Genomic DNA, 23,641 nt, shown 5'->3' on the forward strand with positions numbered 1-23,641 from the left:
TCACCTCCCGTCGGGTTTGGGCGAACGCTCGCTCACTTTCTGTCGGTTGCCGTAGCCGGTTCGTCGTTTATCGCTCGAAGGTAGACGTCTGCGAGATGCCTCAAGTGGGGTACCAGGGCAGCTGGCGACTCGACTGTGAAATCCATGCCAAGCATGCCGATGTAGGCGGCGATGGTTTCGAGGCTGTCGGCGCCAGTGACCAAGACGGACTCGGTATCGGAGATCGACTCCACCACCCCCACAGCGTGGTTGATTCGAGCCAGGACCGCCTCTGCAGGAGCAGCTACGCGAAGGCGGGCATGCACTTTCCAACCGCTGGCGGCGATCGATTGCATCGCGAACGCGGTGTAGTCACCGCCCGGCAGGGGTAACGGGGAGAACCGACGGCGGGTACGCATCCGCGGTTCAATCCAGTCTGCGCGGAAGACGCCCCATTCATCAGAGGCAGGGTCACGCCCCACCAAGTACCAGCGCCGTTGCCAACTCAGCAGCCGATAAGGCTCCACAAGCCTGGGCGTACCACGGTCATCGAACCGGAACCACTCGACGTCGCGGATGGCAGCGGCAATGGTGGCGAGAACTGCGTGGTTGACTTCGGGATCTTCCGCATCTGTCCCGTTGTTCTCGGGCGCGCGATCGACATTCGACAGTGCCGTAACAGTTGGCCGCAGCCGCGACGGGAGCACCTGCTCAAGTTTTGCGAGGGCGCGGGCACTCGACTCCGCAATGCCGGCGATGCCGGTTGCCGTGCGGAGGCCAATAGCGACGGCGACGGCTTCCTCGTCGTCGAGGAGCAGCGGCGGTAGCTTTCCGCCGGCACCAAGGCGGTAGCCTCCCGTCGTCCCGCGGGTCGCATCCACCGGGTACCCGAGTTCGCGTAATCGATCGATGTCCTTGCGAACCGTGCGTGTTGAAATGCCGAGGCGGTGAGCGAGCTCCGTACCCGTCCAATCGGGCCGCGACTGCAGGAGCGAAAGCAGAGCCAGGAGGCGTTCAGCTGTAGAAGACATTGTGGGAAATTCCTGATTCTTTTAGGAAGAAAGGGTTCCTATATCGACCGTATCGTCTTAAGCATGATGAATATCACAGAAGCGAGTATCGATATCCGCGACTTCCGCCTGGACGTTCCCCAGGCCGAACTTGATGATCTGATGGAGCGCCTCGCCCGGACCCGGCTGCCCCGGACGGCACCTGTTGATGACTGGGACGCCGGGACGCCTAACTCCTACCTTCGCGAGGCCGTGGACGCGTGGACCACCAGCTTTGACTGGCGGACCCAGGAAGCGCGCATCAACGCCGTTCCGCACTTCACCACCGAGATCGACGGACAGCACTTCCACTTCATCCATGTGCGCTCACCACACGCTGGAGCTACGCCGCTGCTCCTGGCGCACACCTACCCTGGCTCATCCGTCGACTACCTCGACATGATCGATGAACTTACCGATCCCGTGGCGCACGGTGGCCGGGCTGAGGACGCCTTCGACGTAGTGATCCCGGATGCCCCCGGCTACGGATTCTCCAATCCTGTGGCCGAGTCCGGGTGGAACACCGCACGCGTGGCCCGAGCCTATGACGCTCTCATGCGCGGGCTTGGCTACACCCACTACGGTATTCACGGTTCTGACAACGGCGCGATGGTCGCCCGGGAGCTCGGTCTCTTGAACCCGGACGGATTCCTTGGCCTCCACGTGTTGCAGCTTTTCTCGTTCCCATCCGGTGACCCGGCCGAGTTCGAGAAGCTCGAACCGCAAGACTACGCAGGGCTCGCCCATATGGAGTGGTTCCAGTCTGTCGGGGGCTACAACACAATGAACGCGAGCCGTCCGCAGACCGTGGCTGTGGGGCTGAGTGACTCGCCTGTGGGGCTGCTGGCCTACAGCGAGTTGTTCAACTCGTTCGGAAACGGTACCTCACTGGTCCCGCTCGAGAGGATCCTTACCGAAGTGACCGTGAACTGGTTTGCGAACGCCGCGGCAGGCATGAGCCGAAGTTACCTGGACAACGCACGCACCCACGCCGAACCAGAGGTGAACGGTGCGCCCACCGGTGTGGCAGTTTTCAAAGACGACTTTCAGACGATCCGTGTCTTCGCCGAGCGGGACAACTCAAACATCGTGCACTGGAGTCGATTTGAGGCAGGTGGGCACTTCGCCGCATTGGAAGTGCCATCGCTCCTGGCCGGCGACATTCGAACATTCTTTGGGCTGGTTCGCGGCGCGCGGTAACGCAAGGCAAACCAAAACAAAAGAGCCGCCCCGGTACGAAACCGGGGCGGCTCTGTGGCTGAATCGCCTAGCGCGAACGCTGGCGGAGGCGCTGCATGTCGAGGATGACAACGGCGCGGGCTTCCAAGCGGAGCCATCCGCGCTGAACGAACTCAGCCAGTGCCTTATTCACGGTTTCGCGGGAAGCGCCAACCAGCTGGGCCAGTTCTTCCTGCGTGAGCTCGTGGGCAACCAGGACGCCGTCGGTAGCCGGACGGCCGAAGCGGTCGGCCAGGTCCAGGAGAGCCTTGGCAACACGGCCCGGAACGTCCGAGAAGACGAGGTCGGACAGGGAATCGTTGGTGCGGCGGAGGCGGCGTGCCAAGGCCTGCAGCAGCTGAGCGGAAACCTCGGGGCGGGTGCGGAGCAGCGCGTTGAGGCTTTCGTTCTTAAGCCCGGCCAAGCGGGTCTCCGAGACGGCGGTGGCCGTGGCGGTACGCGGGCTGGGGTCGAACAGGGCCATCTCGCCGAAGAGCTCGCCCGGGCCGAGGATGGCCAGCAGGGACTCGCGTCCGTCGGGGGAGGTGCGGCCGAGCTTCACCTTGCCGGAAACGATGAAGTAGAGCTGGTCACCCTGATCGCCTTCGCGGAACACCGATGCCCCGCGTGAGAGGTCCACCTCTGTGAGTTCGTCCGTCAGCAAGCGGAATGCGTCGTCGTCAAGGGTGGCGAAGAGGGGTGCGCGGCGCAATACCTCGATGTCCATGAAATCTCCTGAATATAAGTTTCGGTCGTGGCGCTTCAGCCATTGTTTCAGAATTTTTGGGCTTCTGTGACGTACTTGGCACGTGAAACGCTGAAACTACGCGGGTTTGGGGCGATCCAAGGCCTGTTGGCGGCCCTCAAACGGGTAATAAGCGGCTCCGGATCGTGACCGGACTAACGGTGGGCTGTCAGGGTCAACATCTAGAATTGGCGCTACCCGGCTATGAGGAGCATTGGTGTTTGGCTTGACGATATTGGATTTGGCATTGATCTTGATGCTGCTGTCCTACCTGATCTATGGCCTGCGCAACGGCTTTATGGTCACCCTGGGTGGAATTGCAGGATTTGTGGTCGGAGCCATCGCGGCTTTCGTCGCCGTCCCACTCGTCAGCGGCTGGGTGACCGACAGCGGCTGGAGATTGACCGCCACGGTGGGCGCCGCCGTCGTGCTTATCGCCTTGGGTCATGGGCTGGGAACCATGATCGGACGCAAAATCCGCCACGCTGTGCGGATCAAGCCCCTGCACGCGGTGGACAGGCTGATCGGCGGTGCGGTCAGCGTGGTGGTGGCTGCGCTGGTGATGTCCATGCTGGCGTTCAGCATCAGTTCGCTGGGTGTGCCGTTCGTTTCGCAGCAGTTGGCCGAGTCCAGGGTTATCCGCTACATCGACAACATCACGCCGACGCCCGTCAAGAGCACCATGGCCCAGCTGCGGTCAACGGTGATTGGTGGCGGAATTCCCCAGCTCATCGAGGGCATCGGACCAGTGACTCCCGTGCCCGTTCCCAATGAGTCAACCGACACTCCGGCCTTGAACCAAGCGGCCGAATCAGTCCTCAAGATTGCAGGCACCGCCTTCGAATGCGGCCAAAACCAGACCGGTTCCGGATTCGTCGTTTCGCCCGGGCGCGTCGTCACCAATGCCCACGTCGTGGCGGGCGTGTCGCAGCCGGTCGTGGAAGTTCCCGACGGCGGTGCGTTGCCCGGTCGGGTGGTTTACTTCGACTCCCAGCGGGACATCGCGGTCCTGGCCGTGGATGGCTTGCAGTCCAGTCCGTTGCCGCTGGGCACCGACCTGCCCGATGGCAGCCCCGCGGCGTTTGCCGGGTACCCGCACGGCGGGCCGTTCCAGTCGAAACCGGCTACCGTGCAAGGGATTTCCACCATCCTGGTTCCTGACATTTACGGCAACAACCCCTCGCCGGAGTTGGTCTATAAGCTGGCCGGCGACGTCCAGCCGGGCAATTCCGGTGGCCCCCTGCTGACCATGCAGGGACAAGTGGCCGGATTGATCTTCGCCAAGACCACCACTGATGCCGCCCTTGGCTTCGCACTCACGATGGCGGACCTGGAGCCGGTGGCGGCACAGGCACCCGGCCTCAGCAGCCCGGTCTCGGCCGGTCAATGCACCCGTAAGTAGCGGTCCCTCTCTCACCTTCCGCGGCGTTTCGGCGGGCCCCCTCTCACATCGTGAGCGTTTTGAGCCAACGCTCGTTACCTTTTTCGTAGCCTGTTTCCTGGTGCAGGATATGGGTGTGCTGGCCTGCTGATCCCGGCATGATTGTGACGCTCTGTCAGTCGATGATCTTGAGAGTGTTGTCACCGGGGTTGGTAGGTGCCGGGAGACCGCTGATAGGGGCAGGACAGTTCGGGAACGTCGTGCGTAACGTGGGTGCCGGGTCCTGACACCGATGGTGGGCCAGTGGAGGTAGTTGACTACGACTGGAGGTGCCAGATGATCACGAACCACGACGGTGTCGAGGTGTTTATTGGGCTGGATGTTGGCAAGGGCGTCCATCATGCCGTTGCCGTGGATCGGGCCGGCAGGAAATTACTGGACCGGGCGCTGCCCAACGATGAAGCCAAAATCCGGGAAATCATCGCCGAACTTGTGGACGCCGGACGTGTGTTGCTGGTCGTTGACCAGCCAGCGACTATCGGCGCGTTGCCGGTAGCCGTTGCCCAGGCCGCCGGGGTGCTGGTCGGCTACCTGCCGGGGCTGGCGATGCGCCGGATCGCGGATCTTCACCCCGGAGAGGCGAAGACCGATGCCCGGGACGCGTTCATCATCGCCGAGGCCGCCAGGACCATGCCGCATGCCCTGCGCTCGGTTCAGTTGGTCGATGAGCAGCTCGCTGAGCTGAGCATGCTTTGCGGGTTCGACGAGGATCTGGCCAAGCAGGCCACGGCGACTTCGAACCGGATCCGCGGGCTGCTCACCCAGATCCACCCAGCTCTGGAAAGGGTGCTGGGACCCTACATGGACCACCCGGCGGTGCATGACCTGCTGCGGACCTGGCCTACCCCTAAAGCGCTCCGTCACGCGGGCCGGCGCCGGATCGGGACCCGGCTGAGCAAACTCGCGCCGCGGATGGGTGAACGTCTTGCCGATGACATCATCGAGGCCTTGGGCCGGCAAACAGTCACTGTCGTGGGAACGAACGCCGCGACCATCGTGCTGCCCCAGCTCGCGGCCATGCTCGCCGGGCTCCACGAAAGCCGCGCCACGGTCCTCACCCAGGTCGAAGCTCTCGTGGAGGCCCACCCTCTTCACCCGGTCCTGATGTCTCTGCCGGCCGTGGGCATCAGGACCGCCGCACGAATCCTCACCGAAGTCGCCGGGAAAGAGTTCCCCACCGCCGGGCACCTGGCCTCTTACGCCGGGCTGGCCCCCGTCACCTGGCGATCCGGGTCCTCCATCCGCGGCGACCATTCCTCAAGAAAAGGCAACAAAGTCCTCAAGCGAACCCTGTTCCTCTCCGCATTCGCTGCGCTCAAAGACCCGCCGTCCCGGGCATACTACGAACGCAAACGAGCCGAAGGAAAACGCCACAACCAAGCACTCATCGCCCTCGCACGACGACGCTGCGACACCCTCTACGCCATGCTCCGCGACGGCACCCTCTACCAACCCCCAACACCCAAAACCGCTTGACGAAAAACATAGGGACACTCTCACCTCTTGGGCACGATTCCCCGGCACCCTCCTGCCGCTATAGATTGGGAGCCATGACTGAAGCCACTCCCGCCACCGAAGCCGGTCGCGGCACCATCCTTGTGATCAACGGCCCCAACTTGAATCTGCTGGGTACCCGCGAGCCCGAAAAGTACGGCACATCTACTCTGGCCGACGTCGAGCAACTCGCCATGACAGCGGCTGCAGCCCACGGCTTCACCGTTGACTGTGTGCAGTCGAACCACGAGGGCGATCTCCTGGACGCCATCCATGCCGCGCGTGGCACAGCGGTCGGGATTGTCATCAATGCGGGGGCGTACACCCATACGTCCGTGGCTCTTCGGGACGCCCTGGCAGCGGTGCAGCTACCCGCCGTCGAAGTTCACATCACCAACGTCCACCAGCGTGAAGAGTTCCGCCACCACTCGTACCTGTCGGGTGTCTGTACTGCGATCATCGTCGGCGCTGGAGTGTTGGGCTACAAGCTGGCCATCGATTACCTGGCCGACGCGGTCTAACGCAGGCGATAGGTGAGAGAAGGTTCCCGGGAGACCGTCGGTAGGTGAGAGAAGGTTCCCGGGAGACCGTCGATAGGTGAACGAGCGTCAGAGGGCTGTGAGCCGCAGAACGATGGCGTGCTCCGGATGCAGGACGGGCATAGGGAGCCCCACTTCGCCCAGGAAACGCCCCGATGCTTCGGCACCGGTTGCCAGCCAGGGGGCCGGCTTGGCTTCGATGAACGTGTGCCCGTAGTCGGCGTCTCCCGGAGACGGGAAGATCGCCTCGACACGATAGGAACGCGAGGGATCCAGCCCCGGAATCGCCACCCGGCCCACCTGCTCGGCGAAGCCTGTGCGGGTCTTGACCACAGCGAAAAGTGCGGCCGTGGCACCTGTGGGAGTGCCGCCGTCGTGCGTGTCCGCGACAACGCCGTGCACCATCAGCGACTCGTCCGGCACATCGGCGCGCACCATTCGTCCACTGTGGATAAGCCCGCGGTGTTCCTTGTACAAAGCAATGAAGCGCTTGAGTTCCTCACGCTCGGCTCCGGTGACCGAGCGGACGTCCCACTCCATGCCGAAGTGACCGAACAAGGCCGTGATGGCCCGGAACGAAAGATCGTGCGTGCGGGCGGTGGTGTGAGACGTAGTGGGCCCGACATGCCCGCCCACCAGCTCCGGCGGAACCACCACGCCGGTCCAGCGCTGGATGGTCTGCCGCTCCAGGGCGTCGTTGCAGTCGGATGCCCACACCCGGTCCGTCCGCTCGAGGATTCCCAGATCCACGCGTCCGCCACCGGAGGAGCAGCTCTCGATCTCAACCTCCGGGTGTGCCTCGCGGAGAGCATCGAAGAGCCGGTACGCCGCCAGGGTTTGCTCATGGACGGAGGCCCGGCCGGCATGACCGTGCTCCAGGAGGTCGCGGTTCTGGTCCCACTTGAGGTAGCTGATGTTGTTGCCGCGCAGGAGCGCGTCGATCCGGTCGAAAACGTAGCTCCAGGCCTCCGGGTTCACCAGGTCGATGACGTGCTGCTGCCGCCATTCCAGGGGCAGCCGGCCACCGTCCTTGTGCGAAGCCGCGGACGGACCCACGATCCACTCGGGATGAGCCCGGGCAATGTCGGAGTCGAGGTTGACCATTTCCGGCTCCACCCACAGCCCGAACTCCATGCCGCGCGAGGTCACGGCGTCGATGAGCGGTGTCAGCCCGTCGGGCCACACGGTTTGGTCCACGTACCAGTCGCCCAACCCGGCGTGGTCGTCGCGGCGCCCGCGGAACCAGCCGTCGTCGAGCACGAACCGTTCGACGCCCAGGTCTGCAGCCGACTCGGCCAGCTCGACCAGGGTATCCAGATTGTGGTCGAAGTAGACCGCTTCCCAGGTGTTGAGGACCACTGGACGCGGCTTGCCCGAAAGCGCACCGACGTGATGCGGCCGCGCGCGGAACCAGCTGTAGAACGCCTCGGTGATGCCATCCAGGCCGCGGTCTGAGTACGCCGCGAACAGTGCAGGGGTGGTGTAGCTTTCGCCGGGCTGGAGCACCACTTCGGCGGGTCCCAGGAGCTCCGAACCGCCCACCATGGTTCGCCCGTCCGCAACGTTGTCCGCGAATTGCTCATGGTTCCCGCTCCACGCCAGGTGCGTTGCCCAGACCTTGCCGTGCCTGTTGCCGAAGCCGGCCGTTCCCGCGGCGAGCAGGAGCGAGGAGTCGTGCCCGGTGCGGCCGTGCCGGCCCGTTCGGACCCACGTTCCCTGCTGGATGGCCCGGCGCTGCGGGTGGCGTTCGCGGCACCAGCGTCCGGTCAGGTCCAAAAGTTCGACGGCGTCCGGCGCCACCGGGAGCATCGTCGCCAACTCGTCCAGCTGGAAGGGCGACGTGCCGTCGTTGCTGGCCGTGTGCTTGAGTTCGAGAAGCCCGCCCGGGTGCAGGGTGAGGTTGCTGGTCACCGTGAGACCGGCGTCGGGATCCGACTGAATCACGACGGCGGTGGTGCCGTCCGTCGTCGCACTCACCAGGCGAAGGCGTACTGAGAAATCAAAGCCGGGTACGCCTTCGGATATCCGGTGACCGCGAAGCCCGGGCCGGCCCTGCCACGACGACGAAGCCTGCGGGAGGAGTCCCGCAGGAACGTTCGCGTCGATCGAGGACGGCGGGATGGGCTCGTTGAGGATCGCCAAGTCAGGCAGGGCGTCGCCCAGGTCAGCTCCCCAGTGGGTTATCTCAGCCTCTCCGCGGTGGGTGCTGATCACCAGGCTGGTACCTGCGGAACGGAGATGGAGCGGTTGCATGGATGTGAGTCACTTTCAAATCGGGTCATATGGGGAGTTGCGGGGCCCGCTCTGCGCGCTTCGCGAAGGAAATAACGCGCAGAGCGGGCCTCACAACGGGTGGGGTTACTTGAAGAGGTTGTTGACCTGGTCGTTGGCTTCAGTCAGCGAGGAAGCAGGTTTCTTGCCGGAGATGACAGCGTCCATTGCTGGCTTCATGATGCCATCCACCTTGGCAGCCTTGTCAGCGATCGGGAAGAGGAACGTGGTGCCATCCTTCACGTGTGTAGTGAAGGCCGAGACGTCGGTGCCCTTGTCAGCGAAGGCCTTGGCTGCGATCTCGGAGGAGCTGGCGATGGCTGGGAACACGACGGCCTTGCTGGCCACCACGTCCTGGCAGGCCGTGGAGCCGAGATATTCAACCCATTTGACGCTGGCTCCGGGGTTCTTGGTGCCTGCCCAGATGGAGTCGGCCAGGCCGTTGAACATGGACGCGCGCTTGCCATCAGGGCCCTTGGGAGTGGGGGCGAAGGCCGTTTGGATGCCCTTGTAGGTTTGGTATTGCCCGATCAGCCAGTCACCGTTGGTGTTGATGGCAGCCTTACCGGCACCGAAGCTGTCCGGCATGCTTGCGCCCACCGTGGTTTCGAGCTTGGGCATGTAGCCCTTGTCCACCAGTCCGGCCCACCAGGCGATGGTTTCCTGGAAGCGGGGGTCGTCGTAGTTGAACTTGGTGCCCCACGGGTTCTTATCAGTTGCGGTCCAGCCCGTGGTGGCGGTGAGGAAGCTCCACTCGGTCTGGCCCTGTCCCGAACCACTGCCCGTCAGGCCCAGTCCGTAGGTGGCTACGTTGTTCTTGTCGAAACCCGATTCGTCGCCGCGCTTGCCGTTCTTGTCCACAGTCAGGTGGGCGATGGCCTTCTCGTAGCTGCCGCCGTCCTTCGGGTTCCAATCAAGCGAAGCCATCTGCTCTGCCGAGATTCCGGCGGCGTCCGTCATGGCCTTGTTGTAGAAGAGTCCCACGGTGTCCCAGTCCTTCGGCAGGCCGTAGCGCTTGCCGTCCTGGCCTACCCAAAGTTCCGGGAGTCCCTTGGTGTAGGCGTCCAGCTTGATGCCGTCCTTCTCCACGGCCTCGTCCAGGGACAGCAGCTGCTTCTTGGCGGCATATTCCGGGTACTTGGAGAGGTGGTTGGTGAAGACGTCCGGGGCTGTTCCGGCAACGAATCCGTTGGTCAGGGTGGTCCAATAATCGTCCCAACCGCGCTGGGTGATCTTGACCTTGATGTCCGGGTTGGCCTTGGTGAAGTCGTTGGCACATTGCTGGTACGCCGGGAGTTGGTTGGCGTCCCAGAGCCAGTAATTGATTTCACCCTTGGCCTCGGTGGAGGCGGGGGCGGAACCGCCACAGGCGGACAGGGTCAGGGCGATGGCGGCGGCAGCAGCGGCGACGCCGAGGGTTTTCTTCATGACGAACCTTTCAAGAGGGGATGCGGGTTACTTGATTCCGGAGAATCCGATGGAGTTGACTACCTTCTTGCCGAAGGCGATGAACAACAGGAAGATCGGGAGCGCTGCGACCAAGGTCCCGGCCATGAGCCCGGACCAGTCCAGGGCGCCTTGGGGGGACTGGGACTTGAAGACGCTGAGGCCAACGGTGAGCACCCGGACGTTCTCGTCCTGGCCCACCAGCAGTGGCCAGAAGTACTCGTTCCACTGACCGATAAAGGTCAGCAGCACCAGCGTGGCGATAGGGGCTGCGGCGTTGGGAAGCACAATCTGGAAGAAGATGCGCAGGTGCTTGGCGCCGTCGAGCATTGCCGCTTCCTCCACCTCGCGGGACATGCTGAGGAAGAACTGGCGGAGGAAGAAGATGGCGAACGGGGTCATGAACAGGAACGGCAGGGACATCCCGGCCATGGTGTTCAACAGCCCAAGGTTCTTGATCATGAGGAAGTTCGGCAGCGCCGTAAAGATCGGCGGGACCATCATGGTGGTGAGGAAGACGGCGAACACTTTGTTCCGGCCCGGCCAGCGCAACCGTGAAAAGGCATAGGCGGCCATAGCGCTGAAGAACACTTGGCCGGCTGTGGTGATGCTGGCGAAGATGACCGAGTTCCGGAGGTAGAGCCAGAAGTTGATGGCCGCGCCGGAACCGCCGTCGGCGATTGCCTCTTCGGTGGTCTGCAGGCCCAGGACGCGCTTGAAAGCGCCCCAGCTGAAGTCGGGGGGCAGGAGGTTCCCGGCGTTGGAGGCCAGTGCACTGTTGCTCGACAGTGCCGTCCGCAGCATCCAGAGGAACGGGGCAACGGTCACGGCGACGGCGACGGCGACAAGCACCCACGCGCTGATCCGGCGCCAATTGAGGGGCTTCTTGCGGCGATTGCGGGGAAGGGTTGAGGTAGTCATGGCGGTTTCCTTAGTCCACATCCGGCTTAGTCCAGGTCCGATTCGTTGCCTTTGAGGAACTTCATTTGCACGAAGGCCACCAGGGCGAGGATGACGAACAGGATCACGGAGAGGGCGGACGCGTAGCCGAAGTCGGATTCCCCGAAGGCTTTTTGGTAGATGTACATCTGGATGACGCGGGAGGCGTTGACGGGTCCGCCGTTGGTGGTGACGGCCACGGTGTCGAACACTTGGAAGGAACCGATCACGGTGACCACCAGCACCAGTACCAATACGGGGCGGAGCAGCGGCATGGTGATGCTCCGGAACGTACGGGCCGGGGACGCGCCGTCGAGGTTTGCTACCTCGTAGAGGTGGTTCGGGATGGATTGCAGGCCGGCGAAAATCAGGAGCGCGGTGTACCCCATGTGCCGCCAGACGTTCACGAAGGCGATGGTGGGGATAGCCCATTGTTCGCTGCCGAAGAAGGCGACGCGGGGGAGGCCCACCCAGCTCATGACTTCGTTGACGATGCCCAGTTGATAGTCGAGCATCCAGAACCAGAGGAGGGCGACGATCACGTTGGCCACCAGGAATGGCAGCAGCAGCGCGCCACGAATGAAGGTGGATTTGGCGACGCGGTGCATCAGCAGGGCCAGGCCCAGGGCGATAACGGTCTGGAATCCGATGTTGAGTGCGACGTACTGGAGCGTGACGCCCATGGCGTTCCAGAACAGTTCGTCGGCGAAGATGGCGGTGTAGTTCTTGATCCCGATCCAGGTGGGCTCGCCCAGGATGCTGTATTCGGTGAAGCTGAGGTAGATACCGCGGATGGTGGGGATAAGGAAGAACGCCACGAAGCCAATGAGCGCCGGGAAGATAAAGAAGAGGGCGATTCTGAGGTCGCCGAGACGGCTGGTCATGCTCCGTTTGGCGGGTTGAAGCTTGCGTCCGTGGTTGGCTCCGGAACGCCCCGAAGCTTTCCCCGGTTGCTTGGTTAGCGTGGTCATCGTCGACCCTTTCCTGACTGTGATGTGAATAACAACCTGGACTGGAATCTACACGAGTAGATTTGATCAGCACAAGGGTTCACGGCAATTTTTGGTGAGAAATGTTCGAATGTGTTCTATCTGTTGACTCGTGTAGATCGCGGTGGAAGACTCATGTGAAACCTAAAAGGGGACGCTTCGATGGGCTGCGCGGCAGCTTCAAGGAAAGGTAAACAATGACGTTTTCGATCGGTGTAGTGGGTGTCGGACAGTTCGGCAGCCAGTTCGCACATTTGTTCAAGCTCCACCCCGGTGTCAGCGCGGTCTACGCCGTGGATGAGCTCCCGGAGCGCGCCGCCGCAGCCCAGGAACGCTGGGGCTTGGATGGTGTCAAAGCCAGCTTTGATGAGTTGTTGGAGTCCGACGTCGATGCTGTCGCCATCTTCACGCAGCGGTGGACCCACGGTCCTTTGGTGGAGCGTGCGCTGCGCGCCGGAAAGCACGTCTATTCGGCGGTGCCGATGGCGATCTCGGAGGAGGAAATCGCTCGCATCATCGAGGCCGTCCGAGAGACGAAACTGGTCTACGCGATGGGGGAGACCAGCTACTACAACCCCGCCACGGTCTACGCCAGGCAGCAGCATGCAGCCGGCAAGTTCGGCCGGATTTTCTATACCGAGGGCGACTACGTCCACGACATGGATCTGGGATTCTACGAGGCCTACCAGTACAGCGGTGGAGAACGGTGGAAGGAAACCGCCAGCTACCCGCCCATGCTGTACCCGACGCACGCCATCGGCGGTGTCCTCGGCGCCGTGCCGGGCCACGCCGTCAGTGTCAGCTGCATCGGCGTGAAGGACCAGCGCGGCGACGGCGTCTTCGACAAAAACGTCAGCATGTTCGCCAACGACTTTTCGAACGCCACGGCTTTGTTCGAAATGAACGACGGCGGTGCGATGCGCACCAACGAGATGCGCCGCGTCGGCTATCCCTCGCATATCCGTGAGTCCCGCTTCCGCTTCTTCGGCACGGACGCCAGTTTTGAACAACTAGCCACCACCACGGTCTGGCAGGACAAGTCCACTGTGGAGGACGTCTCCGAACAGGTGGAAACCAAGCCGACCATGTCTGCCGATGATCCGTCCTTGGCAGATGTGGCACCGGAACTGCGCGATGCCTTCATCTCGGGCCTGGCGCCCGTCCATGACCAGTCCCGCCTACCCCAGGAGTTCCTCGGTGCACCCAACGGGCACGAAGGAAGCCACCAGTTCCTCGTGGATGACTTTGTGACCGCGGTGAACAACCGGACACTGCCACCGGTCAACGCCTGGGTGGCGGCCCGGTTCACCCTCCCCGGGATCATCGCCCACGAGTCCGCCCTCCGCGGCGGTGAACGTCTTCCCATCCGCGACTTCGGTGATGCTCCCATCCAGTAGCTAGCATTTACCCCATGACCACTTCAGCAGTACAAACCCCGCGCGGCCCGGTAACACGCAAAGACGTGGCCCGGTACGCCGGGGTGAGTACCGCCGTCGTGAGTTATGTGGTGAACGGTGGTCCTAAGAACGTTGCGCCGGCAACGGAAGCCAAAGTGCGCGACGCCATCCGTATCCTCGGGTACCGTCCCAACGCGGCGGCGCGGGCGTTGAAGCTGGGGTCCAGCGAGACCATCGGCGTTGTGGTGCCGGACAACACCAACCCCTTCTTCACGCATCTGGCCCATGCCGTGGAAGAGGCGGCATCGGAACTGGGCTACGGAATGGTGCTAACCAATTCCGATGGCAGCCTGACCCGTGAGCGCAAGAACATCCGTACCTTGGCCGCACGACAGGTGGACGGCGTCTTCCTGGCCAGCTGCGTCTTCGACCCCGATGTCACGGAGTTGGAAGCCTCGGAAATCCCGTCGGTCCTGTTGAACAACGCAGGATCTCCTCCGGGTTTTGCCAGCGTGGGCGTGGATCTGGAAGCCGGTGGTCGTGCCGCCGTCGAGCACCTGATAGGGCATGGTCACAAGAACATCGGGCTGGCCATCGGTACCAATACCGGAAACCAGTTGGACGGGCGCGAAGTGGGCTGGCTTGCCACCCTGCGTGAGGCGGGCCTGCCGGACGGGCCCATGCTGCACAGCCCCTTCACCCGGCCTGGTGGGTACGAAGTCGGCAAGCGATTCCTGTCCATGTCCAACCGGCCCACTGCGATCTTCGCCAGCAACGACATGCAAGCCATCGGCATCCTCCGGGCCTTACACGAGGCCGGAGTGCGGGTGCCCGAAGACATGGCATTGGTGTCCTTCGACGGTTCCTTGGACTCCGAATACAGTTGGCCTGCACTGACCACGGTGTCCCAACCGGTCCAGCTGATGGCGGAGGCCGCCGTTCGGGCCTTGGTGGGGAAGGACCGAGCGGAAGAACCGCAACACCACATCCTGCCGACCGAGCTGATCATCCGGCAGTCCTGCGGCTGCAAATAGCACCCTCTCTCACCGATTCGCCTGTTCGGCCCGATGCTCTCTCACCTTTCACGGGCCCTCCTAGAGGGTCGGGCGGGAGGGGGCCAATGGTGATAGAGGGTCGGGCGGGAGGGGCTAGGAGTCCATGCTCGCGTAGCGTTCCGGCCGGGCCAGGACCTGGCCGATCTGCGCGGTGCCTGCAGCTACGGCCAACCGGACCAGCAGGAACCCGGCCGCGAACACTCCGCCGATGGTCAGGAACACCACGGGCTGGGTCAACAACACGGTGCCCGTCAGCGGCAGGACCAGCACCGCAGCAGCGGCCGCCGAGATGCCGGCCACCAGGAAGAGCGGCGACATGACAGCCTTGACCCGTGCCGCCACCATGAGCTTGCGCGGCATCCCCACTCGATCCAGGGCCACCAGGGTCGACGCCCGGTCCAGCACCGCAGCGGCCTGGTTCACGCCCGCTGAGCACGCCACCATCAGGAACGAGCCCAGCAGCGTGATCATCACACCGGTGTTGATGTCGCGGACCAGCAAAGCCGTTTCATCCGTGGCGCCGGGACCTATGGTGTCAGCCACAGCCATGCCGACGCCCACGAACACCCCCACAAAGCTGATCATCGCGACGCCCCCAACTTGCCGCCACGATTCCTTGGGGCTCTCCAGCACGGTCCGTGCGGCCAGCAGTTGCTCGGGTCGCTTGGCCCGCTTGAGCTGTGAGGAGGCTCGCAGCCGCAGGATCCAAGGACCCATAAGGTTCAATGCCAACAGCGCCAGTCCAAAGCAGCCGCCCATGACAGCGATGATCACAATGAACGCGCCAAAGCTGCTGAGCATCCCCATCGCCACCACGCCGATGACCACCACCACGGCCGCGATGAGTCCGCGAACCCAGTGGGCGCCGTCGGCCGTTTGCCGTGTCCTGACGCCCAAAGGCGTCACGACGACCTTCCGGAGTCCAAGCGCCGCACTCGCCGCAGCCAGGACGCAGACGGCGAGGATGCAGCCCAGGATGGATGGGACGGACAGCCATGCATGGCTTCCGATTGCCTGGCCGCGGAACTGGATCAACCCCAGGAACGGAGCCATGCAGGCATACAGCCCCGCGCCCGCCAGCGCCCCCACAGCAGCCAGGACAGTGGACTCAATAACAGTCATCCACACCACCGTCCCGCTATTGGCACCTAGCAGGCGCAACGATGCCAGGCGGTCATCACGACGGCGGGCGGCGAGCCGGGCGGCTGAGGCACCGAGCGTCAGGAGCGGAATGATGAGCAGGACCATGGCGACGACGGCCAGCGCTTGGTAAGTGCCCGCGATGTCGTCCGACCAAGACCAGAAGACTTGTGAGCCCCCGGCCACTGTGAGCAGAAGTGCTGTGACCGTACCGAAGGCCAGTACGGGCAACCCGGCGTCACGGAGGCCCGTTTCCCTGAGGCTGCTGCCGCTGCTCCGCGCGAGGTACGGGGTGAGGCGCAGGGCCATGGAGAGGCTAGACATTGAAGGCACCCTTGAAGTTGGTGGCGGGCGCGGCCTGGGCGGGAGCGGCAACCGCGCTGCCACTGTCCGCCACGATCCGGCCGTCGCGCAATTCCACCACGCGTTGGCAGCGGGCCGCCACGTTGGGATCATGCGTCACCACCAGCAACGTGCGGCCGTTGGCTGCCACTGAACGAAGCAAAACGTCCAGGACTTCGTTGGACGTCGCAGAATCCAGAGCGCCGGTGGGTTCGTCCGCGAAGACCACCCGAGCACCTGTGACCTGGGCGCGGGCAATGGCCACGCGCTGGACCTGCCCACCGGACAGCTCACCCAACCGGCGCTGCTCCATGCCCGCAAGGCCCAAAGCCCCAAGCCACTCGGCCGCCCGGGACTCTGACGTAGCCCGGTCGGTTCCGTTCAACATGAGCGCCAGGGCCACGTTCTCCACGGCGGTCAGTTCCGGCAGGAGCATGCCCTGTTGGAAGACGAAACCAAACTCCTCACGGCGGAGGCGCGACAACGCGGCGTCACCCAAGGTGTCCAGCCTCAAAGGTGCCGATGGCGTGTTCAAGGTGATCGATCCGGCGTCGGGCCTCAAAATCCCGGCAAGGCAGTGCAGAAGTGTCGTCTTACCCGAACCGGAAGGTCCGATGATCGCAATGGACTCGCCGGCGTTTGCTGTGAAGTCGACGCGGTCCAAGGCAATGCTGCCGGGATAGTGCTTGGTGAGTTGCTGGGCGTGGAGGATGGCGTTCATATATCCAGCATCCACAAGAACTGCATTCCGCGGCGTCAGTCCCGCGGTTGAACTCTGCGGACCTGCCTCCACCCGCGGTATGAGACCCAACTGCTACCTACTTGGGCTAAGCCTCCGCAATCCGCAGCTTGGCCACATTCTCGGCCAGCACACGTCGGGCGTCCTCGCCCAGCAGCGAATCCGTGATCAGCTCGTCGGCCTCTTCCAACTGGGCGATCGAGGCGATGCCCACCACGCCCCACTTGCTGTGATCGGCCAGGACAACGGTGCTCCGGGCGGACGACATGAAGGCACGGTCCGTTTCCGCTTCGAGCAGGTTCGGCGTGGTGAAGCCGGCCTGCGCATCCATACCGTGGACTCCCAGGAACAGGACATCCAAGTGGAGCTGCTTCAGGGAAGCCGTCGCAATCGGACCCACCAAGGCATCCGACGGAGTGCGCTCGCCGCCGATCAGGATCACAGTGGAGCCGAAACGGCCGGGGCCCGATGATGCGCCGTGGTGGAACAGATCCGCGATCCGCACGGAGTTGGTGACCACGGTGATACGCGGCCCGTGAACCAGTTCCTGAGCCAGGGCCCATGTGGTGGTGCCGGCGCTGAGGCCGATGGCCATGCCTTCCTGGACCAAGGTGGCGGCTTCGACGGCAATCGCGTGCTTCTCTGCAGTGAGTTGTGTGGACTTCAACTCGAAGCCCGGTTCATGGGTGCTCGCATCACCGGGAAGCTTCGCACCGCCGTGGATACGTTCCACACGGCCCGTTTCCTCGAGGGCTTCGATGTCCCGCCGGACGGTCATGGGGGAGACGCCCAGCAGTTGGGCGAGGTCGGAGACGCGCACCACGCGTTCGCGCTGGACGGCATCGATGATGGCGGAGTGGCGTGCTGCCTGAAGCATCAGGGCCTTTCTGGAGAGCCTCGTAGACGTGAGGCTGAGTCTGGCTCCAGTCTAGGACGCAGTTTCGCAACCCGGCGGCAAATCCAGTCGCGGCGTCGTCACGCAACCGGCCGAATGCACGACGGCGCCGCTCACCGTGGGAGGCGAGCGGCGCCGTCGTGAATTGCCTACTTACGCAGCGACTCCGCGATCTGGGTCATGATGCCGGGGTCGGCCAGGGTGGTGGCGTCTCCGCTGTCGCGGCCTTCTGCGATGTCCTTCAGGAGGCGGCGGACGATCTTGCCGGAGCGCGTCTTGGGCAGTTCCGGGACGATCAGGAGCTGCTTGGGTTTGGCGATCGGGCCGATTTCCTTGCCCACGTGGTTGCGCAGCTCCAGGACGGTTTCGTCGCCGTTGTTCACGGCGTCACCGCGGAGGATGACGAACGCGACGACGGCCTGTCCGGTGGTCTCGTCAGCGGCGCCAACGACGGCTGCTTCAGCGACGGAAGGGTGGCTGACGAGGGCGGATTCGATTTCCGTGGTGGAGAGGCGGTGGCCGGAGACGTTCATGACGTCGTCCACGCGGCCCAGGAGCCAGACGTCGCCGTCTTCGTCCTTCTTGGCGCCATCGCCGGCGAAGTACATGGCCTCGAACCGGGACCAGTAGGTGTCCTTGAAGCGTTCCGGGTCGCCCCAGATGCCTCGGAGCATGGAGGGCCACGGCTCGCGGACCACCAGGTAGCCGCCTTCACCGTTGGCCACGGACTGGCCGGCCTCGTCCACCACGTCCACGGCGATGCCGGGCAGCGGAACCTGGGCCGAGCCGGGCTTGGTGGCCGTGACGCCAGGCAGCGGCGCGATCATCTGTGCGCCGGTTTCTGTCTGCCACCAGGTGTCCACGATCGGGGCGGGGTGTTCCTTCTTTTCGCCGTTCTTACCGGCGTTGGCGCCGATGACGTCCCGGTACCACATCCACGCTTCGGGGTTGATGGATTCGCCCACGGAGCCCAGGACGCGGATGGAGGAGAGATCGTACTTGTCCGGGATGTCCCGGCCCCACTTCATGAACGTCCGGATGGCGGTAGGGGCGGTGTACAGGATGGAGACCTTGTACTTCTCCACGATTTCCCACCAGCGGCCCTGGTGCGGGGAGTCCGGAGTGCCTTCGTACATGACCTGGGTGGCGCCGTTGATGAGCGGCGCGTAGGTGACGTACGAGTGGCCCGTGACCCAGCCGACGTCGGCGGTGCACCAGTACACGTCCGTTTCGGGGTGGAGGTCGAACACGGCCCTGTGGGTGTAGGCGCCCTGGGTGAGGTAGCCGCCGGTGGTGTGCAGGATGCCCTTGGGCTTTCCGGTGGTGCCTGAGGTGTAGAGGATGAACAGCGGGTGCTCGGAGTCGTGCCCGACGGCGGTGTGCTCCGTATCTGCCTTATCTACGGTTTCAGACCACCAGAGGTCGCGGCCTTCCACCCAGTTGACGTCCTCGCCGTTGCGCTTGACCACAACAACGTTCTGGACCGTATGACCTTCCTTGGAGAGGGCTTCGTCCACGGCCGGCTTCAGGGCGCTGGGCTTGCCGCGGCGGTAGGTGCCATCGGCGGTGACCACGAGCTTGGCTTCGGCGTCCTCGATCCGGGAACGCAACGCGTCGGCGGAGAAGCCACCGAACACCACGGAGTGCACTGCCCCGATCCTGGCGCAGGCCAAGAGCGTGATGACGGCTTCGGGGATCATGGGCAGGTATACGGCCACGCGGTCGCCCTTGGCAACACCGAGGGACTCGAACGCGTTGGCGGCTTTCTTGACCTCCTCGGTCAGCTCCGCATACGTGTAGCTGCGGGTGTCGCCCGGTTCGCCTTCGAAGTAGATGGCCACGCGGTCGCCCAGGCCGTTCTCCACGTGACGGTCCAGCGCGTTGTACGCAGCGTTGATCTCGCCGCCGACGAACCACTTGGCGAACGGCGGGTTGGACCAATCCAGGGCCTCGGTGAAGTCCTTGTCCCAGGTCAGCAGTTCACGGGCCTGCTTGGCCCAGAACGCAGGGCGATCAGCTTCAGCCTCTTTGTAGGCGTCCGCGCTTGTGACTGCGTTCGCGGTGAATTCGGCCGACGGCGCGAACCTGCGCTTCTCGTGGAGGAGGTTTTCAAGCGCCTCAACGTGGGGGGCCTGACCGTTGTGAGCTGTTGAAGCTGCAGCGGTGGCCGTGGATCCGGTGGTGTCCTGGGACATGGTGAACCTCATCATTCATCGATCTTTGCTGCGCGGAACCTGCCGCGAGGTTCCCGCCCGGGCCGTCGTCGGCGTCGAGCGTCTCCCCGAAAGGTCCGCAGAGTGCTGTCCGCCATCAACACTATCGCTTTGAAAGGTCCTACGTGTGCGTCATCACAAACGTGCCAGCGAGCGGCGCGGATTTAGCGACGAATGGCGCCACCGGCGGTGGGGAACCGCTTACATGACGACGACGGCGGCACCTGCCCGCCGCTGTCGACGCCACCAAGCCGGGGCACTTTCTGTAAGGAACCTTGGAGTTTGCTGTGGGCGAAGCTGGATGGCCGTTTTCAGCTAGAACCCTGTCAGTGGGGTGGCATAGGCTGAAGAAGTCCTGGGACGCATCGTCAGGTGTGTCCGGTTTTCCGCGGAATCCTGCGGGATCACCGGACCGGACTGCCCAGGACACCGCCGTACGAAGGAGAAATAGATGAACCAGCTGAGCCCAGGCCCGCACGACTCACAACCGACGGGACCGGACACCACGGCTGGAACGGCCACCGCAACAGGTACGTCCGGAGGGCCCCTTAAGAACGACGATGCCACGAAGGACGTAGCCAAGTACGACGCCGTCCTGGGGCCGTTCACCATTCGGGACCTGACTGTCTTCGGCTCCACGCTGCTGATGTTCGTTGCGTCCCTGTTGCCGATGTTCGGAGCACGCTACAACCTATGGAACCTTGGAAACCTGTTCTTCCTGTTGCTCGGCATCATCCTTCCGTTGGTCGTCGTGGCACTGTTCGTTGCCCGCAGATTGCAGCCGGGAACCATCGTCCGCGTCGGCTCATTGTCCGTTGACCAGTTCGCGTCCGTCACGGCCTCTTTCGCCTTCCCGCTCTTTTTCCTGACTATCGCCAACTCGTTCAACGGCGGCGTTTTGTTGGGTTTGGTCGGCTCCGTAGGTTTGCTGGCTGCAACCGTCCTGGCCCCGCATCTTCCGTGGCTCTCCGCCGATTTCAAGGGCCGTGCCGAAGTCCCGGCCCATGTTGTTGCCCGCGAAGCCATAGTGCCGAGCCGTAAGCCCGCATCGCCTAAAGCGCCCAAGGAGCCCAAGGCTGCCAAGCCGGCTGAGGGCACTTCCATTGGCGCTTCGACTCCCGGCTTCCAAGGTGCGACGTCCGGGTATCCCGCTCCGGGCCCCTCAGTCGCCGGGGCACAGGCTCCGGGTACGCAGTCGTCGGCTACGCAGGCTTCGGGGCTCCAGGCTCCCGCTGCATCGGCTGCTGCAGCCTCCACGGGAGCGCCCGGCGCGGGTGCTGCCGGTGCCGGTGCTGCCGGCGCCGGTGCTGCCGGTGCTGCCGGTGCCGCCGCAGGTTCCAGCCCCTTCGCTCCGCCAGCGAGCCATTCCGCTGCACCGTCGCCGGCGACGGAAGCCCCCGCCGTCGTGCATTCAGCGGACGGCCGTGCAGCGGACGCCCCTTCAGCGGACGGCAGGCCAGCAGAAGTGACTGACCCTTCAACGGCTGGTCCTGTAGCTGCCCAGGCACCGTCCGGTGCTGGCACTCCTCCTTCCGCGCCGTCACGGGAGCAGGAGATCGTGAAGGGTGCTGAGGCAAAGACCGAATCAGGAAAGTCCCCGGCCGTCGCTGAGCCCGCTACTACGCAGCACGTCACGCAGCAGGCTCCGCAGCAGGCTGCCACCCAGCAGCCGTGGGCTGCCACCATGGCAACCCCCATTGTCTCGGGGGACACCAGGAAGGTCAGCGACTCCATCGGTGCCACCGTGGACCCTGCCAGCCGGCCGGACGACTCCGATTCCCCGCAGTATGAGGCGTTCTGGTTCGCTGTGGCCCAACCCCGGACTGCCTACGACGAACACTCGGGAACTCCTGCCTTCACCATTGAGCCCGGTGGTTGGGTGCTTGCACTGGAGGACCGAGGTCATGAATTCCTGGTGCAGGACACCGACGGCAAGGTTGGGGTTCTTCGGGAGCTCAGCAACATCGAACGCGGCTAAGCAGGGATCCCGTGGCCATCGCTGAAGCTGGTTCGCTGCTCGCACTCAAACGCCGTGCCCGCAAGATCAACAGGGTCCTGGCGGAAAAGTATCCCTACGCCCATGCGGAACTTGATTTCCGGAACCCGTTTGAGCTGGTGGTGGCCACGGTCCTCTCAGCCCAGACCACCGACGTCCTGGTCAACCAGGTCACCAAGATCCTGTTTGCCCGGTACCCGGATGCGCGGGCCTTGGCCGAAGCGGATCCCATTGAGCTGGAGACAATTCTTCAGCCAACGGGCTTCTTCCGTGCCAAGGCCCGGAACGTCCTGGCGCTCAGCAACCGTCTGGTGGATGAGTACGACGGCGAGGTCCCGGGACGGCTGGAAGACCTGGTGACGCTTCCAGGGGTTGGGCGCAAGACCGCAAACGTGGTTTTGGGGAATGCCTTCGGTGTTCCCGGGATCACGGTGGACACGCACTTCGGACGGTTGGCCCGCCGTTTCGGGTGGACGGCCTCCGATGATCCAGTGAAGATCGAGTTCGACGTCGCCGAACTGTTTGAACCCAAGGACTGGACCATGTTGTCGCACCGGGTGGTGTTCCACGGCCGACGGGTGTGCCATGCCAGGAAGCCAGCGTGCGGTGCCTGCCCTGTTGCCAGTCTCTGCCCCAGCTATGGCGACGGCGAAACTGACCCGGTCAAGGCGGCCAAGCTGCTGAAGTACGAGCTCGCTCCGGGCAGTGAGGCGTTGTTGGAGAAGCTCCTGGCCGAGACCCACCGTGCCGCGGAGATCCGGATGGAATCGCAAAGGAGGCCCGGGTGACCGCGCTTGAAGAGTTATCGGCGCTGGTCACCCGTTTCGAGGCGGGCGAGCAACAGCACTCGGCGCTGTGGGAAAGGCTTCCAGTCACCCAGGAAACCAACCGGCCTGCTGCCGTGCTGATGCTTTTCGGCGTGCTGGATGATGTCCCCGCCGCGTCGGGGCGCCCTCTTGCCCCGGCGGACCTGGACGTCTTGTTGCTGGAGCGCGCACATACCCTTGACGACCACCCCGGGCAGGTGGCCTTCCCGGGCGGCAGCGTGGATCCGGAAGACGACTCAGTGGTGGCTGCGGCGCTGCGTGAAGCCGTGGAGGAAACGGGGCTGGACGCAAGCGGTGTGCGCGTGCTCGGCGTCATACCCGAGCTTGGACTCATCCGCAGCAACTTCCGCGTGACACCAGTGCTGGGGTGGTGGGATGCGCCGTCGCCCGTTGGAGTGGTGGACTACGCCGAATCAGCACAGGTATTCAGGGTTCCGGTGCGTGACCTCCTGGATCCCGTCAACCGTGTAACGGCCACCATTTCGCGTTTCGGGCGTACCTACACCAGCCCCGGCTTCACAGTTAATGGCGTCCTGGTCTGGGGCTTTACCGGGATGGTCCTCAGTGGGCTCTTCGACGAACTGGGCTGGACCGTTCCGTGGGAAACGGACAAGCTGCGCGACGTCGACCTCCAGTAGCCGTCGACTCCAGCGTCGCTCCGGTACCACCGGCGGTTCTTCTCAGGCAGCCTTGCGAGCCGCCGTCGAACGGTCCACGATCAGCCCGGTTGCGGCGTTCTCCCGCACTGCATTGATGCCGGCAATGACGCCTGAGAGGTGCGTGAACGTGGGTGATTCGGCCACGACGGTTCCGTCGGCCGCTGTCAGCCGGAACCGGTACTTTTCGTCGGTGTCTCTGAGAATTTCAAACCTGCCAGCCATTGCTGTTCCCCCTTGATGCTTCCTTGCATACACATGTGGACCGGCA

General features: G+C 63.9%; 20 protein-coding genes. 9 read left to right on the forward strand and 11 right to left on the reverse strand.

Annotated elements, in window-relative coordinates:
- Positions 1-32 precede the first annotated feature (32 nt).
- Positions 33-1,010: a helix-turn-helix transcriptional regulator gene (locus ACSSVG_RS14820; RefSeq protein ID WP_492415367.1), complete on the reverse strand. Its 978-nt coding sequence runs from the start codon at positions 1,008-1,010 to the stop codon at positions 33-35.
- A 63-nt stretch (positions 1,011-1,073) separates the two neighbouring features.
- On the opposite strand from ACSSVG_RS14820, the gene ACSSVG_RS14825 reads away from it, so the two are divergent.
- Positions 1,074-2,228, forward strand: coding sequence for an epoxide hydrolase family protein (locus tag ACSSVG_RS14825; protein ID WP_492415369.1), 1,155 nt, complete (start codon positions 1,074-1,076; stop codon positions 2,226-2,228).
- Positions 2,229-2,295: 67 nt separating this feature from the next.
- Here ACSSVG_RS14825 and ACSSVG_RS14830 read toward each other — a convergent pair whose 3' ends face one another.
- The gene (locus ACSSVG_RS14830) at positions 2,296-2,973 is read right to left on the reverse strand and encodes a Crp/Fnr family transcriptional regulator (RefSeq protein WP_011775987.1); all 678 of its coding nucleotides are present in this window, start codon (positions 2,971-2,973) and stop codon (positions 2,296-2,298) included.
- A 235-nt stretch (positions 2,974-3,208) separates the two neighbouring features.
- Between ACSSVG_RS14830 and ACSSVG_RS14835 the strand changes: the two genes are divergently transcribed.
- From ACSSVG_RS14835 to aroQ, 3 genes are all read left to right on the forward strand, one after another.
- Positions 3,209-4,393, forward strand: a complete 1,185-nt coding sequence (locus ACSSVG_RS14835) for a MarP family serine protease (protein ID WP_492415371.1) — start codon at positions 3,209-3,211, stop codon at positions 4,391-4,393.
- A gap of 315 nt (positions 4,394-4,708) precedes the next feature.
- Positions 4,709-5,908 carry an IS110 family RNA-guided transposase gene (locus tag ACSSVG_RS14840; protein WP_492415046.1) on the forward strand — a complete coding sequence of 400 codons (1,200 nt, stop codon included), beginning with the start codon at positions 4,709-4,711 and terminating at the stop codon, positions 5,906-5,908.
- A gap of 74 nt (positions 5,909-5,982) precedes the next feature.
- The gene (gene aroQ / locus ACSSVG_RS14845; RefSeq protein WP_159707044.1) at positions 5,983-6,447 is read left to right on the forward strand and encodes a type II 3-dehydroquinate dehydratase; all 465 of its coding nucleotides are present in this window, start codon (positions 5,983-5,985) and stop codon (positions 6,445-6,447) included.
- A gap of 87 nt (positions 6,448-6,534) precedes the next feature.
- Here aroQ and ACSSVG_RS14850 read toward each other — a convergent pair whose 3' ends face one another.
- The 4 genes from ACSSVG_RS14850 to ACSSVG_RS14865 all read right to left on the reverse strand — a co-directional run bounded on the left by ACSSVG_RS14850 (position 6,535) and on the right by ACSSVG_RS14865 (position 12,092).
- Positions 6,535-8,718: an alpha-galactosidase gene (locus ACSSVG_RS14850; RefSeq protein ID WP_492415374.1), complete on the reverse strand. Its 2,184-nt coding sequence runs from the start codon at positions 8,716-8,718 to the stop codon at positions 6,535-6,537.
- A 105-nt stretch (positions 8,719-8,823) separates the two neighbouring features.
- On the reverse strand, positions 8,824-10,164 hold the full coding sequence (locus ACSSVG_RS14855; RefSeq protein ID WP_253469042.1) for an ABC transporter substrate-binding protein: 1,341 nt from the start codon (positions 10,162-10,164) through the stop codon (positions 8,824-8,826).
- Between the two features lie 27 nt (positions 10,165-10,191).
- The gene (locus ACSSVG_RS14860) at positions 10,192-11,103 is read right to left on the reverse strand and encodes a carbohydrate ABC transporter permease (RefSeq protein WP_492415376.1); all 912 of its coding nucleotides are present in this window, start codon (positions 11,101-11,103) and stop codon (positions 10,192-10,194) included.
- Between the two features lie 26 nt (positions 11,104-11,129).
- Positions 11,130-12,092: a carbohydrate ABC transporter permease gene (locus tag ACSSVG_RS14865; protein ID WP_374110827.1), complete on the reverse strand. Its 963-nt coding sequence runs from the start codon at positions 12,090-12,092 to the stop codon at positions 11,130-11,132.
- A gap of 215 nt (positions 12,093-12,307) precedes the next feature.
- On the opposite strand from ACSSVG_RS14865, the gene ACSSVG_RS14870 reads away from it, so the two are divergent.
- On the forward strand, positions 12,308-13,507 hold the full coding sequence (locus ACSSVG_RS14870) for a Gfo/Idh/MocA family protein (protein ID WP_492415378.1): 1,200 nt from the start codon (positions 12,308-12,310) through the stop codon (positions 13,505-13,507).
- Positions 13,508-13,521: 14 nt separating this feature from the next.
- Positions 13,522-14,541, forward strand: coding sequence for a LacI family DNA-binding transcriptional regulator (locus ACSSVG_RS14875; protein WP_492415380.1), 1,020 nt, complete (start codon positions 13,522-13,524; stop codon positions 14,539-14,541).
- 114 nt (positions 14,542-14,655) lie between these two features.
- Here ACSSVG_RS14875 and ACSSVG_RS14880 read toward each other — a convergent pair whose 3' ends face one another.
- The 4 genes from ACSSVG_RS14880 to acs all read right to left on the reverse strand — a co-directional run bounded on the left by ACSSVG_RS14880 (position 14,656) and on the right by acs (position 19,873).
- A complete protein-coding gene (locus tag ACSSVG_RS14880) occupies positions 14,656-16,011 on the reverse strand; it encodes an FtsX-like permease family protein (RefSeq protein ID WP_492419213.1) in 1,356 nt (451 codons plus the stop codon).
- A 7-nt stretch (positions 16,012-16,018) separates the two neighbouring features.
- Positions 16,019-16,765, reverse strand: coding sequence for an ABC transporter ATP-binding protein (locus ACSSVG_RS14885; protein ID WP_231341518.1), 747 nt, complete (start codon positions 16,763-16,765; stop codon positions 16,019-16,021).
- Positions 16,766-16,871: 106 nt separating this feature from the next.
- Entirely contained in the window at positions 16,872-17,660 is a 789-nt protein-coding gene (locus tag ACSSVG_RS14890) for a DeoR/GlpR family DNA-binding transcription regulator (protein ID WP_253469036.1), read from the reverse strand.
- 167 nt (positions 17,661-17,827) lie between these two features.
- The gene (gene acs, locus ACSSVG_RS14895; RefSeq protein WP_492419215.1) at positions 17,828-19,873 is read right to left on the reverse strand and encodes an acetate--CoA ligase; all 2,046 of its coding nucleotides are present in this window, start codon (positions 19,871-19,873) and stop codon (positions 17,828-17,830) included.
- A gap of 469 nt (positions 19,874-20,342) precedes the next feature.
- Between acs and ACSSVG_RS14900 the strand changes: the two genes are divergently transcribed.
- From ACSSVG_RS14900 to ACSSVG_RS14910, 3 genes are read left to right on the forward strand one after another with little or no spacing between them, the layout of a single operon-like run.
- Positions 20,343-21,869: a hypothetical protein gene (locus ACSSVG_RS14900; protein WP_492415383.1), complete on the forward strand. Its 1,527-nt coding sequence runs from the start codon at positions 20,343-20,345 to the stop codon at positions 21,867-21,869.
- A gap of 11 nt (positions 21,870-21,880) precedes the next feature.
- Positions 21,881-22,675 (forward strand): endonuclease III, encoded by a 795-nt coding sequence (gene nth, locus ACSSVG_RS14905; RefSeq protein ID WP_231341521.1) that lies wholly within the window; start codon positions 21,881-21,883, stop codon positions 22,673-22,675.
- Positions 22,672-23,352 carry an NUDIX hydrolase gene (locus tag ACSSVG_RS14910; protein WP_231341522.1) on the forward strand — a complete coding sequence of 227 codons (681 nt, stop codon included), beginning with the start codon at positions 22,672-22,674 and terminating at the stop codon, positions 23,350-23,352. Before nth ends, ACSSVG_RS14910 begins: the two co-directional genes overlap by 4 nt.
- 42 nt (positions 23,353-23,394) lie before the next feature.
- Here the strand turns inward: ACSSVG_RS14910 and ACSSVG_RS14915 are convergent, their stop codons facing one another.
- Positions 23,395-23,595, reverse strand: coding sequence for a YegP family protein (locus tag ACSSVG_RS14915; RefSeq protein WP_231341523.1), 201 nt, complete (start codon positions 23,593-23,595; stop codon positions 23,395-23,397).
- Positions 23,596-23,641: the final 46 nt, after the last annotated feature.

The sequence above is a fragment of the Paenarthrobacter sp. E2MeOHC11 genome, from assembly GCF_058744955.1.